General features: G+C 57.9%; 18 protein-coding genes. 3 read left to right on the forward strand and 15 right to left on the reverse strand.

All coding sequences use genetic code 11. The features are described 5' to 3' along the window. Positions 1 to 67: 67 nt before the first annotated feature. From GHH_RS11500 to serA, 3 genes are all read left to right on the forward strand, one after another. Positions 68 to 316: a ferredoxin gene (locus tag GHH_RS11500; RefSeq protein WP_011231729.1), complete on the forward strand. Its 249-nt coding sequence runs from the start codon at positions 68 to 70 to the stop codon at positions 314 to 316. A 164-nt stretch (positions 317 to 480) separates the two neighbouring features. Then, positions 481 to 984 carry an inorganic diphosphatase gene (locus GHH_RS11505; RefSeq protein WP_011231730.1) on the forward strand — a complete coding sequence of 168 codons (504 nt, stop codon included), beginning with the start codon at positions 481 to 483 and terminating at the stop codon, positions 982 to 984. A gap of 221 nt (positions 985 to 1,205) precedes the next feature. Beyond that, positions 1,206 to 2,780, forward strand: a complete 1,575-nt coding sequence (serA, locus tag GHH_RS11510; protein ID WP_012820732.1) for a phosphoglycerate dehydrogenase — start codon at positions 1,206 to 1,208, stop codon at positions 2,778 to 2,780. A gap of 261 nt (positions 2,781 to 3,041) precedes the next feature. Here serA and GHH_RS11515 read toward each other — a convergent pair whose 3' ends face one another. From GHH_RS11515 to GHH_RS11585, 15 genes are all read right to left on the reverse strand, one after another. Next, entirely contained in the window at positions 3,042 to 3,854 is an 813-nt protein-coding gene (locus tag GHH_RS11515; protein ID WP_015375285.1) for a histidinol-phosphatase, read from the reverse strand. 284 nt (positions 3,855 to 4,138) lie between these two features. Further along, entirely contained in the window at positions 4,139 to 5,233 is a 1,095-nt protein-coding gene (locus tag GHH_RS11520; protein WP_011231736.1) for a GerMN domain-containing protein, read from the reverse strand. Further along, a complete protein-coding gene (gene sigX / locus GHH_RS11525; RefSeq protein WP_011231737.1) occupies positions 5,211 to 5,756 on the reverse strand; it encodes an RNA polymerase sigma factor SigX in 546 nt (181 codons plus the stop codon). The genes GHH_RS11520 and sigX overlap by 23 nt, the downstream gene beginning before the upstream one ends. Positions 5,757 to 5,869: 113 nt before the next feature. Beyond that, positions 5,870 to 6,586, reverse strand: a complete 717-nt coding sequence (locus tag GHH_RS11530; RefSeq protein WP_015375286.1) for an AIR synthase related protein — start codon at positions 6,584 to 6,586, stop codon at positions 5,870 to 5,872. Then, complete coding sequence (locus tag GHH_RS11535) at positions 6,579 to 7,067, reverse strand: ECF transporter S component (protein ID WP_015375287.1); 489 nt, start codon at positions 7,065 to 7,067, stop codon at positions 6,579 to 6,581. Before GHH_RS11535 ends, GHH_RS11530 begins: the two co-directional genes overlap by 8 nt. Beyond that, on the reverse strand, positions 7,064 to 7,642 hold the full coding sequence (locus GHH_RS11540) for a cob(I)yrinic acid a,c-diamide adenosyltransferase (RefSeq protein ID WP_011231740.1): 579 nt from the start codon (positions 7,640 to 7,642) through the stop codon (positions 7,064 to 7,066). Before GHH_RS11540 ends, GHH_RS11535 begins: the two co-directional genes overlap by 4 nt. Positions 7,643 to 7,656: 14 nt before the next feature. Further along, entirely contained in the window at positions 7,657 to 8,073 is a 417-nt protein-coding gene (locus GHH_RS11545) for a bifunctional adenosylcobinamide kinase/adenosylcobinamide-phosphate guanylyltransferase (RefSeq protein WP_011231741.1), read from the reverse strand. Beyond that, positions 8,025 to 8,657, reverse strand: coding sequence for a histidine phosphatase family protein (locus GHH_RS11550; RefSeq protein WP_015375288.1), 633 nt, complete (start codon positions 8,655 to 8,657; stop codon positions 8,025 to 8,027). The genes GHH_RS11545 and GHH_RS11550 overlap by 49 nt, the downstream gene beginning before the upstream one ends. After that, positions 8,615 to 9,400, reverse strand: a complete 786-nt coding sequence (gene cobS / locus GHH_RS11555; RefSeq protein ID WP_015375289.1) for an adenosylcobinamide-GDP ribazoletransferase — start codon at positions 9,398 to 9,400, stop codon at positions 8,615 to 8,617. Before cobS ends, GHH_RS11550 begins: the two co-directional genes overlap by 43 nt. Further along, on the reverse strand, positions 9,397 to 9,954 hold the full coding sequence (locus GHH_RS11560; protein WP_015375290.1) for a bifunctional adenosylcobinamide kinase/adenosylcobinamide-phosphate guanylyltransferase: 558 nt from the start codon (positions 9,952 to 9,954) through the stop codon (positions 9,397 to 9,399). The genes cobS and GHH_RS11560 overlap by 4 nt, the downstream gene beginning before the upstream one ends. Beyond that, positions 9,951 to 11,021, reverse strand: coding sequence for a threonine-phosphate decarboxylase CobD (gene cobD / locus GHH_RS11565; RefSeq protein WP_015375291.1), 1,071 nt, complete (start codon positions 11,019 to 11,021; stop codon positions 9,951 to 9,953). The genes GHH_RS11560 and cobD overlap by 4 nt, the downstream gene beginning before the upstream one ends. Beyond that, positions 10,978 to 11,952 (reverse strand): adenosylcobinamide-phosphate synthase CbiB, encoded by a 975-nt coding sequence (gene cbiB / locus GHH_RS11570; protein WP_015375292.1) that lies wholly within the window; start codon positions 11,950 to 11,952, stop codon positions 10,978 to 10,980. The genes cobD and cbiB overlap by 44 nt, the downstream gene beginning before the upstream one ends. Then, positions 11,949 to 13,421, reverse strand: a complete 1,473-nt coding sequence (locus tag GHH_RS11575; protein WP_041470529.1) for an adenosylcobinamide amidohydrolase — start codon at positions 13,419 to 13,421, stop codon at positions 11,949 to 11,951. The genes cbiB and GHH_RS11575 overlap by 4 nt, the downstream gene beginning before the upstream one ends. Continuing rightward, positions 13,418 to 14,452, reverse strand: coding sequence for an iron ABC transporter permease (locus GHH_RS11580; protein ID WP_201764090.1), 1,035 nt, complete (start codon positions 14,450 to 14,452; stop codon positions 13,418 to 13,420). The genes GHH_RS11575 and GHH_RS11580 overlap by 4 nt, the downstream gene beginning before the upstream one ends. Beyond that, the gene (locus GHH_RS11585) at positions 14,439 to 15,398 is read right to left on the reverse strand and encodes an ABC transporter substrate-binding protein (protein ID WP_015375295.1); all 960 of its coding nucleotides are present in this window, start codon (positions 15,396 to 15,398) and stop codon (positions 14,439 to 14,441) included. The genes GHH_RS11580 and GHH_RS11585 overlap by 14 nt, the downstream gene beginning before the upstream one ends. Positions 15,399 to 15,474 lie beyond the last annotated feature (76 nt).

A 15,474-nucleotide genomic window follows, 5' to 3' on the forward strand; every position in this document is an offset into this window, starting at 1 on the left:
CATTTCCGAGCAGGCAACACGGAGATGGCCCGTCCGTTTCCAATAAACTTGGGGAGGTTCGATTTTTATGCCAAAGTATACGATTGTGGATAAAGAGACTTGCATCGCCTGCGGAGCTTGCGGCGCCGCCGCTCCCGACATTTACGACTACGACGAGGACGGCATTGCCTACGTCACCCTTGATGACAACCAAGGCATCGTCGAAGTGCCGGAGATTTTGATTGACGATATGATGGACGCCTTCGAAGGCTGTCCGACTGAATCGATCAAAGTTGCTGACGAGCCGTTTGACGGCGATCCGAATAAATTCGACTGACATTCCCCCTCTTGCCTTGCCGGCAAGAGGGTTTTTTGATGCAAGCGTGAAATCACAAGTGGCGCATCTTGAACGAACGTGCTACAATAAGATTGGCTTGTCCGCCGCGCCTGCTGGGTGGACAAGTTTTCATGTATACATAACCAACAAAGGAGGAACGGGTTATGGCATTCGAAAATAAAATTGTCGAAGCGTTTATCGAAATTCCAACCGGGAGCCAAAACAAATACGAATTCGACAAAGAACGGGGCATTTTCAAGCTCGACCGCGTCTTATATTCACCGATGTTTTATCCGGCTGAATACGGCTATTTGCAAAATACGTTGGCGCTGGATGGCGACCCGCTCGACATTTTGGTCATCACGACAAACCCGACGTTCCCGGGCTGCGTCATCGACACGCGCGTCATCGGCTATTTGAACATGGTCGACAGCGGCGAAGAAGATGCGAAATTGATCGGCGTTCCGGTCGAAGATCCGCGCTTTGACGAAGTGAGATCGATTGAAGACCTCCCGCAGCACAAACTGAAAGAAATCGCCCACTTCTTTGAACGCTACAAAGACTTGCAAGGGAAACGGACGGAAATCGGCACATGGGAGGGGCCGGAAGCAGCCGCCAAATTGATCGACGAATGCATCGCCCGCTACAACGAACAGAAAAACAAGTAATCCGTCCAACATCTCATTTCACCAGACGCCGTTTTTCTATTTCCGAACAATTTTGCCCATGTCGTTTGATATGGGCGCTTTTCTTTTTCAAACCCCGAACATTCCTGCTCAAAAAAACGTTTTCATTGGTATGACTTCTTTTTCCCCCATTGACAGAAACCGCTTTCGCATGTTAAATTATCAGAAATTTAACATCCTTGAAACAGAAAGGGGCACCCACTGTGTTTCGCGTACTCGTTTCCGACGCCATCAGTGAAGAAGGTTTGGCGCCGCTCTGCGCATCGGCGCAGATCGACATCGTGCAAAAGAAAACAACCGAAGCGGAAGAGGAATTGCACACCTTTGACGCTTTGCTCGTGCGCAGCGCCACCAAAGTGACGGAAGAACTATTGGAAAAAATGCCGAACTTAAAAATTATCGGCCGCGCCGGGGTGGGCGTCGACAACATTGATGTCGATGCAGCGACGAAACGCGGCATCGTCGTCATTAACGCGCCAAACGGCAATACGATTTCGGCCGCTGAGCATACCTTTGCCATGATGGCCGCCCTCGTCCGACGCATCCCGCAGGCGCACATTTCCGTCAAATCGAGGGAGTGGAACCGCTCGGCGTTTGTCGGCAACGAGCTGTTTGGCAAAAAATTGGGCATCATCGGCTTCGGCCGCATCGGCTCGGAAGTCGCCAAACGGGCGCGCGCCTTTGGCATGAGCGTGCACGTGTACGACCCATTTTTAACGAAAGAACGCGCCGAAAAACTCGGCGTCTCGATTCACTCGCTTGACGAAGTGCTGGCCGTGGCTGACATCATCACCGTTCATACGCCGCTCACGAAAGAAACGCGCGGGTTGCTTGGCACGGAAAACTTGGCGAAAACGAAAAAGGGCGTCTATTTGATCAACTGCGCCCGCGGCGGCATCATCGACGAACAGGCGCTCATCCCGTTCTTGGAAAGCGGGCATGTCGCCGGCGTCGCCCTCGACGTCTTTGAACAAGAGCCGCCAGGGGATCATCCGCTTTTAGCGTTTGACAATGTGATCGTCACGCCGCATTTAGGGGCGTCGACCGTCGAAGCGCAGCTGAACGTCGCCACCCAAGTCGCGGAAGAGCTGCTCCACTTTTTTGAAGGGCGGCCCGTCACCTCATCGATCAACTTGCCGGCGTTGTCGAAAGACGTCTATGAAAAAATTCAAGCATTCTATCATTTAGGCCGGAAGCTCGGCTTGATTGCATCGCAGTTTATGAACATCCCGGTGCAAGAGCTGTCGGTCACCTACGCCGGCACGGTCGCTGATCTGGAGACGACGTACATCACCCGCAGCCTGCTCGCCGGCTTCCTGCGGCCGCGCGTCGCCTCAACCGTCAACGAGGTGAACGCCGCCATGGTCGCCAAAGAGCGCGGCATCACATACGGCGAAAAATTTTCCGATGAAACGCACGGCTATGCGAACTGCATTTCGCTCACCGTCCATGGCGAAAACAAAACGTTCACCATCAAAGGGACGCACGTGCCGAACTACGGCGACCGCATCGTCCATTTTGACGGCGTCGCCATCGACTTTGCCCCGGAAGGCCATCTCCTGTATATCCAGCACCAAGACCGGCCGGGGATGATCGGCAAAGTCGGGAACGTGCTTGGGGCGCACGATGTCAACATCGCCACCATGCAAGTCGGCCGCCAAGAAGCGGGGGGCAAGGCGATGATGATCTTATCGCTTGACAAACCGGTTGATGATGAGGTATTGCAGGCGTTGGCGCAAATTGATGACATCGAAACGGTGAAGCGGCTCGAAGCGTAACCACCCGCTTCTGCGGGCAGATCATACAAAAAACGCAGGCCTTCCCAGAAAGGAGCCTGCGTTTTTCGTTCGAGCAAGCCCCACAGCAGCCATTCGCATCGTATAGTTCCCTCTTGCGAAAAGGCGATGATCATGACCCAAAAGGTTGTTTTTCCTTAAACCAAACACAATGCATCGTTTCTTCATGATTGTTTTACGCCTACATACTAAGAAAGGGTGTCCCGATCCTTTTGGGACACCCTCGTGTTTTGTCAGTTCCGTTCAGCCGAGCGGCACCGCCTTCCGCTCCCCTTTCGAGAACGTCATCAGCTCGGTGTAGCCGACACTGCGGGCGAGTTCCACCGCCTTGTCAAAATCGGCGCCGACATGCTCAGGCACGTGCGCGTCGGACGACAACACAATCGGAATGCCTTTGTCATAGCACATTTGGAGCAGGCGCGGATCCGGATACAGTTCGCCAACCGGCTTGCGCAGCCCGGCGGTGCTGATTTCGACGCACGTTTTCGAATTGGCGAGCGCTGTTGTCGCCCGATCGTATTGTTCAAGCAAAAATTCCTCATCTTCCGGGACGTATTTAAAAATTTTCACCAAATCGAGGTGGCCGATAATGTCAAACAAATTCGACTCGGCGAGCGTCACGACTTGATCGAAATATTTGCGGTATGTATCGTACAAATCGCGCCGTTCCCACTCGTGGCGATATTCGGCTAAGTCGATGCCGAAATCGTCGACCCAATGGATCGAACCGATGACATAGTCAAACTCGTATGAGCGGATAAAGGCGGCCATTTCCTCGTGTTTGCCCGGCGTATAATCCATTTCGATCGACATTTTCACATCGAGGCCCGCATCCCACGCTTCGTGGAACAGCCGGACATAATCGTCCATATCGTAGCAGCGGCGCGCGTCGACCCACGGATTGGACAAAATGTTTTTCGTTTGGTAAAAATGGTACGCGTGCTCGGAAATGCCGAAATGCTGGATGCCTTTTTTCGCCGCTTCGTCGGTGAACTGGCGCAAATAGTCCAGCGTCAACGTCCCTCGTTCCAAATGGTTATGGTAATCGGTCAACATCGGCGTTTCTCCTCTCCTGCTGTTTTTCTCATTATAACGCATTACCGCAAGAAAGGACAACCGTTTTGCGAATATTCATCCAATCATCCGTTGGCGCCGACAAGAAACAACAGTCCGACGCATACCGCCACGCCAGCCACCGCCAAGAGGCGTCTCATCACATCGCCCATTTCCATCCCTCCTTGCCTATGTCGCACCATATATGTCTTATGTCAAAACGAACGCCGATAGAACGGCCTCGCGTCAACATTAACAAAAAAACCGCTAAGAGCTCACGCTGGCGGCTACGGGCCGGTTGCCAGCAACGCGGCGTTCGGTCCGGCCGGCACGTTGATCGGCTTCCCAAGCGGATACGGGCCAAGAGTCGATAACCCGCTCGATTCGAATGTGACGTCAAGCAACCCAAACTCTTTCGCCGTCAGCAGCACGGCCTCCGCCATGCTCGCCGCTTCTTCCGCGCTTGGTCGAGCGGACAAATGAAGCCGGACCGTAGCATGGCGCGCATCGACATCGACCGAATCAACTTCCACCCCTGGTGGAATGGCCGGCTCAAGCCCGTGGATCGTCGATTTTTTCATCTGCTGCAGCGCCTCAGGAAACGAGCGGGCGCTGCCTAGCGCCGGGATGAGCACCGGATAGCCGAAGGAGGAGGAGCGGTTTTGATAATACATTCGCTTCTGCTCATTGATTTTTGTCGTTTTTAGACGACCCAACACTGGCAAATCGAGCCCCTCCTCCTCCCCAGTGAAAAAGCGGATGCTTCGCCCGCCCATCTGCCGCACTGTTTCCATGACCGCGTCGAAAAAGAGGCGCTGTTCCTCATGGCTGGCGGCAAACACGCGATGGCTCGCTGGAACGCGAACAACCCATACGCGCCCATCGCCTGCCGCCGGGGCCATCTTCACACCGTCGAGCCACGCGGACGCCTCACGCAACGGGGAACGGGCAAGCTCACCGAGCGCCGCGGACAGCCGTTCTTTCGGCGCAAAACGGCCAGGAAGGGGAACAACCACTGGCACCACTTGGCCGATTCGCTCATCGGGCAAGGCAATCACCACTGCATTCGCCGGTTCGCTGGCGGCCATCATCGCTTTTGGGTGAGAGGAAGCGCCATCCGCCTCTAGCGTCTGAACAGGGGATGAGGAAGCCTCGTTTTTGTCCGAACGTGTTGGAACGATAAAATGCGGACCGGCATAAACCGCCAATGCAAGCACGGCCGCCGATGCAACCGCTGGGAGCCAACGCCGCTTCCAGCGCGCCATCCGCTGAGCGCGCACCAGCCGGACATACACTTCTTCTTTCGTGCGCCGGTCTTTGATGACGGGCAACTGTTCAAGGCCATGTTCAATGCATCGCTCATTCCAATTGAGCTTTTTCACACCGCCACCCCTCCTGTTTTGCCTCTTCCTCCATATATTGCTTGAGCGCCTTTAGTGCGCGGTGCTGCGTTGTTTTCACTTTACTTTCCGTCCAGCCGAGCGCTTCCGCCGTTTCCGCGATCGACAGCGACTGGATGAATCGAAGGACGAGCACAAGCCGCTGATCAACCGTGCAGCGCGCCAAACCACGGTACATAAGCTGAATCTCCTCTTTTTGAATCGCCATTTCCTCAGGAATCGGCTCGTCGGCGCCGATTTGTTCCTCGCTCCATTCCGCCGAACCAGCCCATTGGCGTCGGCGTTTTTGCTTGCGGAAAAAATCAATGGCCACATGGCGCGCAATGGACAGCAGCCACGTTTTTTCGCTGCACTGCCCTTTAAATCGTTTGTATGAGCGCAGCACTCTGACGTACACTTCCTGAACCAAATCTTCGGCCTGCTCTCGATTCCGCACCATGTAGAATAAAAAATTAAACAAATCATGATGGTACTTTTCATACAACTGTTCAAAGACGGGGTCCATCGCTTCTCTCCCCCTATCTCCTCCATGGACCACGACAAAAAAATCCCATTATCTTCATGATAACGGGTCCGAGCGAAAAAGGGAATGATTTTTTCACCAAAAGCAGCCGGCTTTTACCACTCGACGTGCAGTGGAAAAAAGAGAGAGCCGGCTTGCTTTTTGATTTCACGTTCGCCATCTGGATCATAACTGACAAGCACCGACGTCGCCGGGCCGCCGGAGGAAAAGAGCGGAAGCGGGCATGCGCAGGCCCGCCCTTGGCGGCCGTTAGCGGCTAACAGCTGTGTCCATTCGTAATAAATACCTTTCGAGCCGATGGGAATCAATTCGTAAATGTATGGTGTGCGGAGAAGCGCGGCAAACAGCGGAAGCGGCGCAACCCATTCCGGATGCGAAAGCACGGCCGAGCCGACGAGAGGACGGCCGATGACGGCAAACTTCGCCTCTTCGGGCGTGATGCCGATTCGTTTCCGTTCGTTGGCCACCGTCCCGATGGCCGTCACTCCAAGCGCCGACTGCACGGTGGGAAAATTCGATTCCGTGCTGCCGGTGATCGGGAGATCGATCCCCAGCTCGCGGCACGTTCTCCTGACACCGCGGCAAAGAGCTTCCCACCGGTCATCAGCGATGAAGTTTTGCAGCACGACGACCCTCGCTTCCGCTCCGACGCTTAACAATTCCATCAAGGCAACGCGGGCGGAAAAATACGCAACAACATCCACCGAGACGGACACCGCATCGCCCGGCTTGTCCCCGACCGCCGCCGAACCGTCGGCCGCAACGGCGAGCTCCATGCCGTCGGCAAACGGAAGGAAAAGCACATCACGCATGCGGCGCCTCCACCCCCGCTTTCGCCGCCAACCGGACGACAACCGGCATGACGGCCAAAGCGATCAACACGTTGACCGCCGCGGCTGCCGAAAGCGGCGGAATGACGGCAAAAACAAACGGCCAGCCGAACGAAACGGCAAGCGGCAACGGCGCCAAAAACGCATTGCCGATGAAAAAGACGACAGCGTTGCCGATTTTCCATCCCCGCCGATGCAGCACGGCGAACAGGGCGCCAAGCCCCGCCATTTCAAGAGCGACAAACCAATGAACTGGGCCGAGCGGAAAACCGCCGATCAACGCCGAAACCAAATGCCCAAGCCCAGCGACCGCCGCTCCGGCGCGCGGGCCAAGAACCCCGGCGGCGACAAGCGCCGGTGCGCTGTCCAAAGCGATGCTGCCGACAAACGTCGGCAGCTTGATGAACGATCCGATCGCCGAAAGCGCCAAACAAACGGCCGTCCAAGCCAAGCGGCGGTTCATTGTTTCTCCTCCTTGTCGCGGAACACAATCGCGCTCCGTTCATACTCGATGTCCTTCACCCCTAAACGCGCGTTCACGACCCGGGCAGCGGCGAACAAATAATCGGACAGGCGGTTCATATATTTGAGCACAACATCGTTGATCGGCTCCGCTTTTTGCAAGGAAACGATGCACCGCTCCGCCCGTCTTGCCACCGTACGCGCCATATGGAGCGCCGCAGCCGCCTTGGAGCCGCCCGGCAAAATGAATTTTTGCAATGGCGGCGCTTCTTGCACGTGCGCATCAATGCGCTCTTCTAAAAATGTGACCATCGCCTCGGTCACCTTATACGGAAGCTTGCCGTTGACGATGGCTAGGTCGCCGCCGCAGTCAAACAGCTCGTGCTGGATTTTTTGCAGCTCAGCGCAAAGGTCGCGAAACCGTTCATCGCCGGCCAATAACGCAAGCGCCCATCCGATGAACGAATTCGCCTCGTCAATCGTTCCGTACGCCTCGACGCGCAAATGGTCTTTGTCCACGCGCCCGCCGACTAAACTCGTTTTCCCTTGGTCTCCTGTTCGCGTATACAATTTCACTGTTCCTCTCCCCCTTATTTCAATTGCTCCGCCAGTCCGCACCAAAGCCGGTCGACGCGGCAGCACAAGGAAGCTAGTCGCTGGTAGCACATTCCCACGGCGTCGCGCCAGCGCCGCTCTTGCGGATCAACCGGAACAACGCCTTGCGTCACATCGGTGCCGATCCAAACGACCGTGCGGTTAGGCGCTGCCGCTTCCCACCGCTGCCAAGCGCGGAAATAGGATTCCCACTCGTCTGGGTCCGGACGGGGGCGGATGGCGGCTTCCAACCCGTCAAAGACGACCGTTTTTGCCGTTTCGATGCCATCCGGCGGCCTATACGGCTCCACATAACCGTTATGCCATACAATATGAACTCCATCATTTATTCCATACCGTTCCCTCACCCATTTTCGTTTTCCTTGAAACGCACCACCGATAACGAAATGCACCGCTCTCCCCCTTTCCAACGCTCGATCGTCGATTCCAATGTATATCCGCCGGCAAATGGCACCTCCCATTCCCAAAACGAACGGGCATCGGGCGCATACTGCTCGAGCAGGAGGCGAATCGGGCCGCCATGGGTGATGACAGCCACATGACGGGCGCCCGCCCGCTCAGCGAAAGCAATCGTCTCCGCAAGCGCCTGTTTGATGCGCGCTTGAAAGTCGGCATAACGCTCCCCGCCGGGCGGCGCCGCAGAAAAGGGCGACGCAAGCCATTGGCGGTAGGCGGGCTCCGCTTCCAGCTCAGCAAACGTTTTTCCTTCCCAAGCGCCAAAGTGAAGCTCGCGCCAACGGCTGGTGCACCAATCTGCCCCGCGTCCGCCAAACAGCAAGGCGGCCGTTTCTTGGCAGCGGCGCAGATCGCTTGCCACGAGACAATCAACCGGACATGGCCACTCGATCCGCAAGCCGCGCAGCCGGCGATGCTCCTCAGGCGAAAGCGGTGCGTCCGTCCAGCCGATATACGCTCGGCGTCTGTTTTGTTCCGTCATCCCATGGCGGATGAGTGTAACAGCCAAATGACGCCCCATAGCACCGTCTCTCCCCCTTCGATGAACGCCCCGAGCACATCGCCGCTCACGCCGCCAAACTGCTTTTCCGCCCACGGCTTTGCCGCGAGGGAACAAAGCGCCATCACCGCGGCCAGCACTGCAACCACCGCCAGCGGAACGCCCGCCGCCGGAAGAAGCAAAAGCACAAGGCATGTCAATCCCAGCGCCCATGCTGCATCGCGCCATGAACTATATTCGCGAAGCGCTGACGCCATTCCTGTCGGCTTCGCCAGCTTGCCGGCGGAAAGAAGCCAGACAGCCCCGGCCCGCGACAACAGCGGAACGGCGGCGAACAGCGCCGGCGGAACGCCTGTCTGGAGCGATTCGTACAGAAACAGCCAACGAAATGACAACAAACAAATAAGCGACAACACCGCAAACGCGCCGACGCGCGAATCGGACATGATCTCTTGCCGCCGCTTGACGTCGCGGTACGAAAAAAACGCGTCGCTCACATCCATAAAGCCGTCAGCGTGCATCCCCCCGGCCATCCAAATGCCAAGCCAAAGAAGAAGAAGCGCCCAAACAAGCGGCGAGCTGAATGAAAACGAGGAAAAGAGTGCATACACTCCGGCCGAAAGCGCCCCGATCAGCGCCCCCGCAAGCGGCATACAGCGCACGAGCCAGCGGACATGGGCGGCGTTCCATTCGATCGAGCGCCGAATCGGGATCGTGGTAAACAGCTGCAGCGCCAACAGCCATCCGTTCCATGCTTGCTTCATCCCGGCCACCGCCCTTTTTTCACGCGGAGAAGGCCGCATTCAACGACCGCGGCGGCCGCCGCTTCCGCGACCAACTGTTGGTGAAGCGAGCCAAGCGTTTTCATGTAGCGAAATGTGCCAGGATCATCCGGAACACCCCCGGCAAACAGCTCGTTCGATACAATCACGACCGCGCGGCAGGCGGCATCCCACGCCCGCACTCCGTCAAGCAAGCGGCGTGCGGTGGCCCGGTCGTCCTCTTCTGTTTTCCAATGTTCCCCGGAAAACAGTTCGTAAGCCAGCCAGGCCGTCAAGCAATCAAGCAGGACGACATCATCTGGGCGCAGGGAAGCGGCAATCTCCTGAGAAGAGAACGGGGTTTCCCACACTGTCCAATGCGCGGCCTGCGCCGCGCGCCGCTCTTGATGACGGCGGATGCGCGCTTCCATTTCTTCATCCATTGCCTGCGCGGTGGCGATATAGTGAAGCCGACCGCCGCGAGAAAGCCGGATGGCGCACATCTCTGCCGCTTCACTTTTTCCGCTGCGCGCGGCGCCGCTGACAAACACGATCATCCATCCCACCTCGCAAGCGCTTCAAGCAGCCGATCGTTTTCCACCTGCGTTTTGACCGCAAGCCGCACGTAACGTCCGTTGAGTCCTAGAAAATTCATTGTATGCCGCGGGACGATTCCTTGCTGCAATAAATAGAAAAACAAATCCTCTGTCCGTCCGGAGAGCGGACGCAGCAAGTAAAAATTGACCACCGATGGCGAGACGGCATACCGGCCGGCCGGCAGCGACCGAAACACGCGCTCCCGCTCGGCGGCGATCCGTTCTTTCGTCCACTTGACAAACGATTCCATCGCCATGAAACGAAGCGCCAATTGTTGGGCGATGCAGTTTGTGCTCCATGGCGGCTGATGCGTTTTCAGCGAAGCGATCACCGCCTCGCCGGCAGCGACATAACCAAGGCGCGCGCCGGCCAGATGATGGATTTTCGTCAACGATCGAAGCACAATGAGGCGCGGATAGCGATCCAGCCACCGCATGGCTGTAAATCCGCCGCGCCAAAACGGATAGAACGCCTCATCCACCACGATATACGTCCCCGCTTGGTCCGCTGCAGCGACGAGCGAGCGGAGATCACGCTCCGGCATCACGGTTCCGGTCGGATTGTTCGGATGACAGAAAAAAACCGCGTCGCATTCCGCTGCCCATGCCGCCGCTTGGTCAATGTCGTACGAAAAACCGCGGTTTTCCTCTGCCAGCAAAGACTTGACTTCGCATCCGTAAGCAAGGCAGGCGCGCCGATACTCGGAAAACGTCGGCTCCAAGATGCCGACGCGCCGGCCGGCAAATAGTGCGGCCAACAAATAAATCGCCTCCGCTGCCCCGTTCGTCACCAGCACTTGTCCGGGTCGAATCTGCTCCTGCTTGGCAACGAGCTCCCTGAGCGCCTTCGCTTCCGAATCCGGATACTCACCGGCCCAGCGAATCCATTCCTCGCCGTTCGGCCAAGCCGACGGCGGCAGTCGATATGGGTTCGTATTGACGCTGAAATCAATGTATTCGTTCGGAGGGGCCAATCCGCATTGCTCATACAACGCGCGCGGATTCGCCCCATGCGCCGGCCAACGCAACGATCATCCCCCCGATCCATAGCAGCAATAACGTAAAGGCGAGCACCGTTCTGATCATGATGCCGACCGCCTGGCGAATATGAACCGAGCGCAGCGGAACATCGGGATCGCCGAGTGTCGGCCGCTCAGAGACGACGCCGCCATATGTATTCGTCCCGCCCAGCTGCACCCCAAGCAATCCAGCCATCGCCGCCTCGGGCCAGCCGCTGTTCGGGCTTGGGTGGCGGCGGGCATCGCGAAATAAGATCGACAGCGCCAAACGAAGGCGGCGGCCGCCGCAGACCAACACCATCACGAGCGCCGTCAGCCGCGCCGGAATGTAGTTGAGCGCATCGTCCAGCCGGGCGGCCGCCCAGCCAAATTCGCGATACGTTTCATTTTTATAGCCGAGCATCGAATCGCACGTGTTCACTGCCCGGTACAGCATGGCAAGCGGCGCGCCGCCCAAGGCCGCGTAAAAGAGCGGAGCCGTGATGCCGTCGCTCGTATTTTCCGCCACCGTTTCGACGCAGGCGCGGGTGATGCCGGCCTCATCGAGCCGCTCGGTGTCGCGGCCAACGATCATCGACAGCGCCCGCCGCGCCTCGGGAAGATCGCCCGCTTCAAGCGGCCGGCGCACATCCTCAGCCGCTTCAGCGAGGCTTTTGGTCGCAATGGTGGTGAAAATGAGCGCCGCCTCAATCGCCACCCCCACGTATACGGACAGCGCGTAGCCCACATAAACGACCAACGCCGATACCCCGTAAACAGCGGCCAACACGACCGCCACGGCCGCCGCCCCTTTCGCCCGCCGCTTTGTTCCTTGATTCCAGCGGCGGTCAAGCCACGCAATCAGCGTTCCCATCCCGCGCACAGGGTGCGGCAGCCAGCGCGGGTCGCCAAGCAGCGCATCCAACAGCAAAGCCAACGTCATTGCCAGCAAATGCGTCATCGCCGCCCCCTCCGCCGCTTGTAGCGGTCAAGCGCCTCGATCGTCGCTTCATACACGAGCCGACCGATCGCGCGCCCGAGTTCCGTCGCCGTTCCGGCATAGGCAAACGTCCGCCCGGTTTGCGTCGCCGCCACGGCGAGCGAATCGGTCGACGTGCCGGTGGCAAGCGTCCTTGTTTCCGGGTCGCAAACGGAACGATCGGCGAGCGCTTTTACCTTCGCTTCCGTCGCCGTCATCATCGCCTGGACAAACGCCGCTTCCGTCAGCACTCCGTCAATGACAATCACCATATTGATCGTTCCCGGCCTTGCCGCAAGCGGCTTATGCTGCCACGCCCGAGCGGCATCAACCGCATTGCCGACGCCAGCGGTCGCCATGACCGCAACCGAAAACGCTTCCCCTTCTTTCTGAAGCCAAACAGCATCCCGGACATCAACCGCCGTCATCATGCCGACCGTTCGTTCCGGCGGAAACCCGTGCTGCTCCAAATAGCGGCGCATGTCTCCTTCCGCATCACTGCAATCGTAATCCAACCCGACTTGGCGGTTGACAAAATGGGTCGCCCATTGAAATCCGGCGCCGATCAATGCCGAGGACAGGACGCGAAGCGGCGCGGCCGCAGTAAGCACAGCGGCGTCATCAAGAAAGGAAAGCCGCAGCCCGCCGACCGGCGATTCCCCTTGCTTCTTGTTCGGCATGAACGAAAACATCGGCGTTGCCGACGCCGGATGGGCCAGACGCACAATCGGCGCGGCAAACACTTCCTCAAGCAACGCCGGCGTCATGACATCCGCAGGGGCGCCGAGCGCGGCTATTTTCCCTTTGTTCAGCACGAGCACCCGATCGCAATACAAGCTCGCCGCATTCATATCGTGGAAAACGGCGACGACCGTCAAGCCGCGGGCGTGCGCCGCTTCGGCGAGCCGGTCCAAAAGCCGGACTTGGCCGCTCACATCCATATGGTTCGTCGGCTCATCGAGCAAGAGCAGCTTGGGCTCTTGGGCGAGTGCGCGGGCCAAATAGGCGCGCTGCCGCTCGCCGCCGCTCAATCGTTCGAGCGGTTCATCGATTTTCCCCGTCAGGCCGACGGCCGCAAGCGCGTCTCGGAGGGCGGCTTCATCGTCCTCCGTCCACGTCGGAAAGAAGCCGCGCTGATGAGGATAGCGGCCGAGCGCCACCGTTTCCCTCACCGTATAGCCGGGCGCCGCCTCCGCTGTCTGCGGCAAGACGGCGGCCATCCGCGCCCATTGCTTCGCAGACAGCGCCGAGAGCTTTCGGCCATCGATGACGATCTCCCCGCTTGCCAGCGGCAGCTCTTTGCAAATGAGTTTCAGCAGCGTCGTTTTTCCGCTGCCGTTCGGCCCGACGATGCCAAAAAGCTCCCCTTTTTCCACGGAAAACGTCACACGATCAAGCACTTGCTTTGGTCCATACCGATGCGATACGGCCCGCACCTCGAGCATCATCATCCCATCTTTCGCTTCATTTTTCGGAAAAACAAGACGGCAAATAGCGGGGCGCCGATCAGCGCGGTGATGACGCCGATCGGCAGTTCGCGCGGTTCGATGATCGTCCGCGCCGCCACATCGGCAAGCACAAGAAACGCCCCGCCATACAAGAGCGACAGCGGCAGCAGCACCCGGTAGTTTGGCCCGCACACAAGCCGAACCATATGCGGAACAACGAGCCCAACAAAACCGATCGTCCCGGACACCGACACCGCCGCGCCGGTGAGCAGCGCCGCCGCCGTCAAAATGATGACTTTTCGGCGCGTAACATCAACGCCGACATGAAGCGCCGCCGCCTCGCCAAAAGCAAACGCGTTCAACTCGCGGCCGTTGGCGAGAAGCACCGCCGCGCCGATGAGAAAAAACGGCAACAAAAGCCCGCTGTATTTCCAGCCGCGCATCGCGACGCTTCCCATCAGCCATGAGATGATTTGCCGCAATTCTTCCCCGGTCAACGCGATCATGAGCGAAATGAACGCGCTGAAAAACGCGCCGAAGATAATGCCGGCTAAAATGATCGTCTCAACCGACATGCGCCGCTCCACAGCGCGAGTGAACGCCAAAACGGCGGCAAGCGTCGCCATGCCAAACAAGATGCTCACGACCGGCAGCGTAAACGTGCCAAAGAACGGCCATTGCCAGCCGAGAAAGATGACGAGCACCGCCCCGACCGACGCGCCGGACGAGACACCGAGCGTGTACGGATCGGCGAGCGCATTTTTTAACAGCCCTTGAAACGCGGCCCCGGCCAGCGCCAATGACGCCCCGACCAAAAACGCAAGCACGACGCGCGGCAAGCGGATCGCCATCACGATCGGCACCCAATCAGCCGGAATGTGGCGAGGCAGCGCCGCTCCGAACCATTCAGCCGCCAAAATGCGGACAATAGAAGAAAAGGGAATCGACAGCGATCCTGTCGATATCCCTACGAGAAGCGATAACACGGCCGCGGTGACGGCCAATATATACATCCACATTTTACTTGAACACATCCGGGTAAATGGCTTTGGCAAGTTCCTCGACCCCTTCGACAAGGCGCGGACCCGGTCGGCTTACTAAGTCGGTGTTGACGTCATACACCCGCTTGTTTTTCACCGCCGGCACGTCTTTCCAAGCGGCGCGCGCCAACACTTGCTTCGCTCCGCCGTATGTCGTGATGATGACATCCGGCTTATAGGCCACGGCTTTTTCTTCCGTCACCATCGGCCAGCCTTCCAAGCTGCCGGCGACGTTTTTCGCCGAAATCACTTGAAGCATCTCATCCATAAACGTCCCTTTGCCGGCCGTATAAATTTGCGGCGGCGGCGACACTTCAATCCAGACATTGGCCTGTTTGTCCGCCGGGATTTGTTTCGCTTTTTCTTTGATTTTCGCAAGCTTCTCTTTCATCTCATCAATCACTTGCTTCGCTTTGTCTGTCGTCCCGGTCGCTTTGCCGATCAAGTCGATGGACGCATATACATCGTCGAACGACTTCGCGTCATTCACGACAAGCACGGTGATGCCGGCGTCTTTCAATTGCTTGAGGCCATCGCGCGAGTTATGGGCGCTTGACGCGTGGGCCAAGACAAGATCCGGTTTGAGCGAAATGATTTTCTCGACGTTGAATTCCATGCCGCCGATTTTCGTTTTCGTTTTGACGTCTTCCGGGTAATTGTCAAAATCGCTGACGCCGACGATCTTATCGCCCAACCCCAACGCATAGGCGATTTCCGTATTGCTTGGGATGAGCGAGACGATCTTTTTCGGTTCCGCTTTGATCGTGACATCCTCGCCAAGCCCGTCTTTCACCGTCACCGGAAACGCCGCTTGTTCCGTTTTCGGTTCTTCTTTTTTCGCTGGCTGGGCGTTGCTATTGGCTCCACCGCTGCAGCCGACCAGCACGGCGGCCAGAAGGAAGAACACCGCCACCACCGCCGGCCATGTCCAACGTTTCATCCGTCATTCCCCCTTCAGTGATGTATGTACAATAAAAAACGCCCATTCCGCCTAAATCTGGGAATGAGCGCGAAAC

Source organism: Geobacillus sp. GHH01, assembly GCF_000336445.1.
Lineage (GTDB): Bacteria > Bacillota > Bacilli > Bacillales > Anoxybacillaceae > Geobacillus > Geobacillus zalihae.

What these genes read in the sequence shown, in the direction of transcription:
- GHH_RS11515 (WP_015375285.1), bottom strand. Translation starts at nt 3,854, where the DNA reads ATGTTGACCGATTACCATAACCATTTGGAACGAGGGACGTTGACGCTG.
- GHH_RS11530 (WP_015375286.1), bottom strand. Translation starts at nt 6,586, where the DNA reads ATGCGTGATGTGCTTTTCCTTCCGTTTGCCGACGGCATGGAGCTCGCC.
- GHH_RS11500 (WP_011231729.1), top strand. Translation starts at nt 68, where the DNA reads ATGCCAAAGTATACGATTGTGGATAAAGAGACTTGCATCGCCTGCGGA.
- GHH_RS11505 (WP_011231730.1), top strand. Translation starts at nt 481, where the DNA reads ATGGCATTCGAAAATAAAATTGTCGAAGCGTTTATCGAAATTCCAACC.
- sigX (WP_011231737.1), bottom strand. Translation starts at nt 5,756, where the DNA reads ATGGACCCCGTCTTTGAACAGTTGTATGAAAAGTACCATCATGATTTG.
- GHH_RS11550 (WP_015375288.1), bottom strand. Translation starts at nt 8,657, where the DNA reads ATGGGGCGTCATTTGGCTGTTACACTCATCCGCCATGGGATGACGGAA.
- GHH_RS11575 (WP_041470529.1), bottom strand. Translation starts at nt 13,421, where the DNA reads ATGATGATGCTCGAGGTGCGGGCCGTATCGCATCGGTATGGACCAAAG.
- cbiB (WP_015375292.1), bottom strand. Translation starts at nt 11,952, where the DNA reads ATGACGCATTTGCTGGCAATGACGTTGGCTTTGCTGTTGGATGCGCTG.
- GHH_RS11535 (WP_015375287.1), bottom strand. Translation starts at nt 7,067, where the DNA reads ATGAACCGCCGCTTGGCTTGGACGGCCGTTTGTTTGGCGCTTTCGGCG.
- GHH_RS11560 (WP_015375290.1), bottom strand. Translation starts at nt 9,954, where the DNA reads ATGATCGTGTTTGTCAGCGGCGCCGCGCGCAGCGGAAAAAGTGAAGCG.
- GHH_RS11585 (WP_015375295.1), bottom strand. Translation starts at nt 15,398, where the DNA reads ATGAAACGTTGGACATGGCCGGCGGTGGTGGCGGTGTTCTTCCTTCTG.
- GHH_RS11580 (WP_201764090.1), bottom strand. Translation starts at nt 14,452, where the DNA reads ATGTGTTCAAGTAAAATGTGGATGTATATATTGGCCGTCACCGCGGCC.
- cobS (WP_015375289.1), bottom strand. Translation starts at nt 9,400, where the DNA reads ATGAAGCAAGCATGGAACGGATGGCTGTTGGCGCTGCAGCTGTTTACC.